4 protein-coding genes are annotated in these 5,729 nt (G+C 40.9%); 1 reads left to right on the top strand and 3 read right to left on the bottom strand.

What is annotated here, in order from left to right; all coding sequences use genetic code 11:
* Positions 1–200: 200 nt before the first annotated feature.
* Together A5295_RS03100 and A5295_RS03095 are read right to left on the bottom strand one after the other, a co-directional pair.
* The gene (locus tag A5295_RS03100) at positions 201–1,604 is read right to left on the bottom strand and encodes an MFS transporter (RefSeq protein WP_004110805.1); all 1,404 of its coding nucleotides are present in this window, start codon (positions 1,602–1,604) and stop codon (positions 201–203) included.
* Positions 1,605–1,734: 130 nt separating this feature from the next.
* Positions 1,735–2,691: a nucleoside hydrolase gene (locus tag A5295_RS03095; protein WP_064621673.1), complete on the bottom strand. Its 957-nt coding sequence runs from the start codon at positions 2,689–2,691 to the stop codon at positions 1,735–1,737.
* 341 nt (positions 2,692–3,032) lie between these two features.
* On the opposite strand from A5295_RS03095, the gene A5295_RS03090 reads away from it, so the two are divergent.
* Complete coding sequence (locus tag A5295_RS03090) at positions 3,033–5,309, top strand: AAA family ATPase (protein WP_064621672.1); 2,277 nt, start codon at positions 3,033–3,035, stop codon at positions 5,307–5,309.
* Positions 5,310–5,370: 61 nt separating this feature from the next.
* On the opposite strand, the gene A5295_RS03085 is transcribed toward A5295_RS03090, so the two are convergent.
* Positions 5,371–5,729 (bottom strand): ATP cone domain-containing protein (locus A5295_RS03085; protein WP_231875277.1); only part of this gene is annotated, 359 nt, incomplete at its 5' end.

Here is a 5,729-nt window from a genome sequence, read left to right as displayed (position 1 = left end):
AGATGTGTATAAGAGACAGAAATAAGCCTCACCAATACAATATCAAAAGATTAGTATTCAGCGCATGAAAAAACTATGTTAGCGTAAAAACTATATTAGTTTAAAAATGCGCGACATAAGACTACAAAAAAGTGGTCACTATCCACGCAGCCAAAGATGACTGCAAGATAGTGACCACTAACATATTGAGTAAATAATAATTACTCTTTAACCATAAGGCTACGAGCAATGTAAACTACTAAGCCGATAAAGGCTACAATAGCGCCCATCATAAGCAAGTTAGAATAACCTGCACCTAAGCCTTGGATTCCAGCAAAAGAGAATCCTTTTAGTAAGTTTCCGCCAAAGAAACCGCTAAAAATGGAAATACCGATTGATGCTGTAACATTCATAACTAAATCATTCATACCGCATCCACGACCCGATTCTTCAACAGGCAATGCGCTAAGAACCGTTGAAACGATTGGTGAATACATAAGTCCGCAACCAGCGTAGTAAACGCATGCGCACAAAGTTAGAACAAGGAATCCGTAATTGATGAATACAGCAGCTCCAACCCATCCAAGAATCATAAGAACAGCAGCTATAATAATGCCAGCTTTACGTCCAATGAAACCGATAATTGTTCCAGAGCATGTTCCAAACACTGCTGCTACAACGAATGCCCATACAAGGTAGGAAGAAACTGCCTCAGTGCTCATATGATACAAAGCTCCACCAATAACATTGTAAATTGGAGGCATGCAATAGTTAGTAAAGTAGAAGATGAAGATCAAAATAATGCCCGAAAGCCAACGCTTATTCTTAAAGAATGCAGGGGTTACAAACGGGTTCTTTGCCTTCATAATATAACCAGCAAACACAACAAACAGCACGATAGATCCAAGTAGCAATCCCCATGCCTTGTACGAGAAGAACAAAGTCAGCAATGCAACAGCAATACCAAACACTGTAAAGCCAAGCTTATCTATCTTCCCACCAATACCGTTCTTTGTAGGCAAGCACTTAACAAGAACTGGCAAGAACAGAATAGTAATTGCAGGAATCAAGAACAAATACTGCCAAGCAATAGAGCTAAGAGCACCAGCAGCAAAAACGCCAATAGAAGCAGAAAGCTGATAAGCAGCAGTAAAGAGTCCAAAGAAAATTACCTTAAGATCGTTGCGCAAATACTTAGTTGCAATAACAAGGAAGGAAGAACCTGCTACCTGCTCGCCAGCTGTTTGTAAAATACGCGCAATAATAACAGTCCACAAGTTTGGAGTGAAGAAGAAGTTTGCAATAAAACCAAACAACGATCCAACAAACAGTGTCACAAGTCCGATTGTTATGAGTCTACGAAGCGACACAAAGTCACCCAAAGAACCGTAAATAAAGCACACAATGCCTAAAACAATAATTGGCAAACTCGTAATAAGAGAAGCCTGATTAGGAGCACCAACAGCTTTACCAATCTGATCGAATACCAGATTAAATCCTTGCAAACACAATGTTCCAAGAATAAAGGTTATAAGAAGTAAAATTAGCGAGTAAATCGCCACTTTGTCGCGGGTTTTTGGATCCTCGTATGGGTCTACCGCGCTAGATTTTGCAATCTCAGTCATAATAATCCAATCAATTAATATTTTTAGTTTCTACATTGGTAAATAAGGCACGTCGTATATTGCGGAAAATATTGCGATTTACGGCGTGTCGAACAACAAAAAGCGGAGCTAAAACTCGTAAAATCCACACTCATCCAGCGATTTTTGCCAAGCCAGAAATGCGCGTCATAAACTCGTTCAAGAATCGTGGAACATCAACACCAACAGCAACTTGCATTGTTTTAACAGGGTCATTCAAGCGCGTAACATCACCAATTGTGCGTCCACGAGTTGGGCCTTCAACATCTACCTGCATGTTGATTGGTAGAGTTGTAACAAGCGTTGGATCCACAGCTACCGCTACTGCCAAAGGATCATGCAAGCCGCATCCGCCAAGGTGCGGAGCCGTAGTCTCATATGCCTTAATGTAAAAATCGGTCATATCTGCAAGGAACTTGCCAGCCTTTGTGCCAAGGTCACGCCACTGCTTTGTCTCCTTGTAAGTAAGCAAAGTCTGTAATGTAACGTCCAAGCCAACCATTGTTACTGGAGCGCCAGAGCGGAAGAGTACATCTGCAGCATCTGGATCTTGAGATATATTCGCCTCAGTCCAAGCGTTTACGTTTCCATGAATGGTAAGCGCGCCGCCCATAAGAACAATCTTGCCAATCTCATCTTTGATTTCTGGAGCCTTATGCAATGCAGCAGCAATATTTGTCATAGGACCAGTTGGAACATAAATAAGATCCTTGCCATAAGTCTTAACTGCATCAATTATGAAATCAACAGCTGGCTCAGACTCAGCTTCACGCTTTGAATCTGGAATAACAACATCGCCAATACCATTGTCACCGTGAATGAATGCAGAAATAGGCAGAACTTCAAACGAATCTTTCTTGCTCGCATGCGGCAAACCACGATACACTTTAACTTCTGGATGTCCAAATAAATCTGTTATAGCAAGAGCATTACGAACGCCCTGTTCCATTAAAACGTTGCCATACGTACCAGTAATACCGATCAGCTCAACCTCAGGGCTACCAAGAGCATAAGAAATTGCTAAGGTATCATCAACACCAGTATCCAAATCAAGAATAAGCTTCTTCATGTGAACTACCTTTCTGATTACAAACTCGCTACATCAACAGTGATGCAGTAAGCCATTCTGTTTATTTCTAAGTTGCAACAAACTAGTAGGCGTCAACCTCATCGTTTTATGCTTCACAACTCAAGAATTCTATCTCTCTATAATTCAAAATCAACCCTTATAAACATATGTTTAGATTATATTTTTGCGGCAAAATAAAACGCAATTATTCGCTAAGCTTTTAGCTTGTTTTAATTTAGATTACAACACGAAATAAATCAGTGGTTTATGCCTCGAGATACACTTAAATGCCTAAAAATTGGCTTTGATTTGGCTGCAGATTCTACGAAGAATGGAAGCGTATGTCTACCTATTCCTCACAACTTAGCGAAGAACAACAAGCTGTTGACCGAGCTTATAGCCGTCTAGATGATTTGCGTAATACTATTCGCGCGCGCTTAGACGCTGTGCGCGCGTCAGGTTCGCACGGTTCACCAACACAGCGCACAGAGCGCGACTCATTCGCAACCATGTACGAAGATCGTCTTACACAATTACGAGCTGTTGAAGATCGTCTTGTTTTTGGAAGACTTGATAACACAGAAGGCATTAGGCGATACATTGGTCGCATTGGTTTGCTTAGCGAAAACCATGATCCTATTCTTACAGATTGGCGCGCTGAAGCTGCACGACCTTTTTATGAGGCAACCCCTTCGCATCATGGCGATATTGTTATGCGTCGTCATATTACACTCCGTTTCAGAGACGTTATTGGTGTTGAAGATGAAGTACTTGACATACATTCTGATGAAATAGGAAAAGCTTCACAACAAGGTACTCTTACTGGCGAAGGAGCACTGCTCGCATCTTTAGGTTCTCGCAGAACCGGCAAAATGACTGATATTGTTGCCACTATTCAAGCAGAACAAGATCGAATTATTCGCGCTCCTCTTGATCACACTATTGTTGTACAGGGAGGTCCTGGCACAGGAAAAACAGCTGTTGCTTTGCACAGAGCAGCCTATTTGTTATACACTCACAGGCGCAAACTTGAGCGTTCAGGAGTTCTTATTGTTGGTCCAAGTTCGGCATTCTTGCGTTATATTGATCAAGTACTCCCTTCTCTTGGTGAAACAGGTGTAGTAAGTAGAACTATTTCCGACTTAATTCCTGGAATTTGTGCTACAGATGAAGATTCTCCATACGCAGCAAAATTAAAAGGAATGTATCGTATGCGAACAGTTATTGCGAATGCAATTGCCGCTCGTATTCGCGTTCCTAAAAATCTTCCAACAATTCATGTTGGAGGATTTGGTATTCCTCTTCTAAAAGAAGATATTGAGATAGCTCAATCAGATGCTCAACGGACTCACCAGCCGCATAACCAGGCACGAAATACTTTTATAAAAACCGTGCTCAGCATATTGAAAAATCGTTATTTGGAAAAACTTGATTATGTTCCAGATCAAGCTGAATTAAACGATATAACTTCTCAACTTCGTCTTGACGATAAACTGCGCATTACTTTAAATCTTGCATGGTTACCTATGACTGGAGAATGGCTCATTGACCAACTTTTTGCTAAACCTGACAAATTACGCACATACGCACCTTGGTTGAGCGACGAAGACATTAACTCACTTACTAGACCAAAGGGCAGCCCGCTTACTCGTTCTGATATTCCATTACTTGATGAAGCTATGGAATTGCTCGGTCCTGATCCAAAACTTGACGCTCAAAGATCTGCAGCACAAGCAAAAAAACTTGAAGAACAACAATTTGCAGCTGACACTTTAGCACAAGCTGGTATTGGAAATGGCATAGTAACTGCTGATATGCTTCTTGATAATCTGCAAGGCGACGATGCAGGAATGCTTGCCCGTAAAGCAGCTTCTGACCGCGAGTGGACATATGGTCACGTAGTTGTCGATGAAGCTCAAGAGCTTACAGCAATGGATTGGAGAATGCTTATTCGTCGTTGTCCTTCACGCTCCTTTACTATTGTTGGCGATGTTGCACAAACTTCTGCGCTCGGAGGAACTCACAGATGGCAGAAGAATATGAATTCTCTATTTGGAGAACCAAATTGGGATCTTTACGAGTTAACAATTAATTATCGAAATCCTAGTGAAGTTTCTGAAGCAGCAAGCAAAGTTGCAACAGATTCAGGATTATACATTTCTACTGTTCATGCAGTTCGCTCAGTACCTGATTCACTCGTATCACAAACGGTTGAATCACAAGATGAACTCGATACTGCACTTGCAGAATCTTGTACAAAACTATTCGAAAAATTTGTCTCTGATGATGGTAGTGGTCGTATTGCAATCATTACTCCTAACAGTATGGTTAGCCATGCTAAAAAGGTTGTAAATCAAGCATTAGAACATGCATTACCTGAAAAATTATGGAATCAGTTAAACAAACAAAATGCCGATGATTGCCAATGCAGCGTTTGCACAGCTGAGGAAGTAAAAGGTCTTGAATATGACGCTGTCATAGTGTTGCAACCTTCTCAGATTGAGCAGGAAGCAGCATCTAGACTAACTGCTGCAGCCAATCTATATGTTGCAATGACTAGACCAACTCAAAAATTGCATATAATACGCACTGCAGATGACGCAAATTTTGAGAAATAGAACTCAAAATAATGCAAAAGCGCAGGGAATAGATATTCTGTAACAATAATCGATAAAATTATTATTTTTCTGTTTTACTGCGCTTTAAATCTTCAATGGCATGTTCAAAATCTTCAAGACCTGCGAAGTTTTGGTACACACTTGCAAAACGAAGATATGCAACTTCATCTAATTCACGCAATGGCTTAAGAATAGCTTTGCCAACTTCTTCAGATGTAACTTGCGCTAAACCTCGTGCTCGCAAATCAGCTTCTACTCGCATACCAATTGTCTTTAACGCTTCAGCATTAATGGGACGTCCTTGACATGCTTTGCTAACACCGGCAACAACTTTTGCCCGATCAAAAGGTTCAATAGAGCCTGAACGCTTCATTACAAGCAACTGAGTTGTTTCCACCGTAGTAAATCGATTACCAAAAA

Origin of the sequence: Gardnerella sp. 26-12 (assembly GCF_001660745.1) — a bacterium.
GTDB lineage: Bacteria > Actinomycetota > Actinomycetes > Actinomycetales > Bifidobacteriaceae > Bifidobacterium > Bifidobacterium swidsinskii.
Note: the sequence above shows the minus strand (reverse complement) of the source record. Positions and strands in the feature narration are given on the sequence as shown.

What these genes read in the sequence shown, in the direction of transcription:
- A5295_RS03095 (WP_064621673.1), bottom strand. Translation starts at nt 2,691, where the DNA reads ATGAAGAAGCTTATTCTTGATTTGGATACTGGTGTTGATGATACCTTA.
- A5295_RS03100 (WP_004110805.1), bottom strand. Translation starts at nt 1,604, where the DNA reads ATGACTGAGATTGCAAAATCTAGCGCGGTAGACCCATACGAGGATCCA.
- A5295_RS03090 (WP_064621672.1), top strand. Translation starts at nt 3,033, where the DNA reads ATGTCTACCTATTCCTCACAACTTAGCGAAGAACAACAAGCTGTTGAC.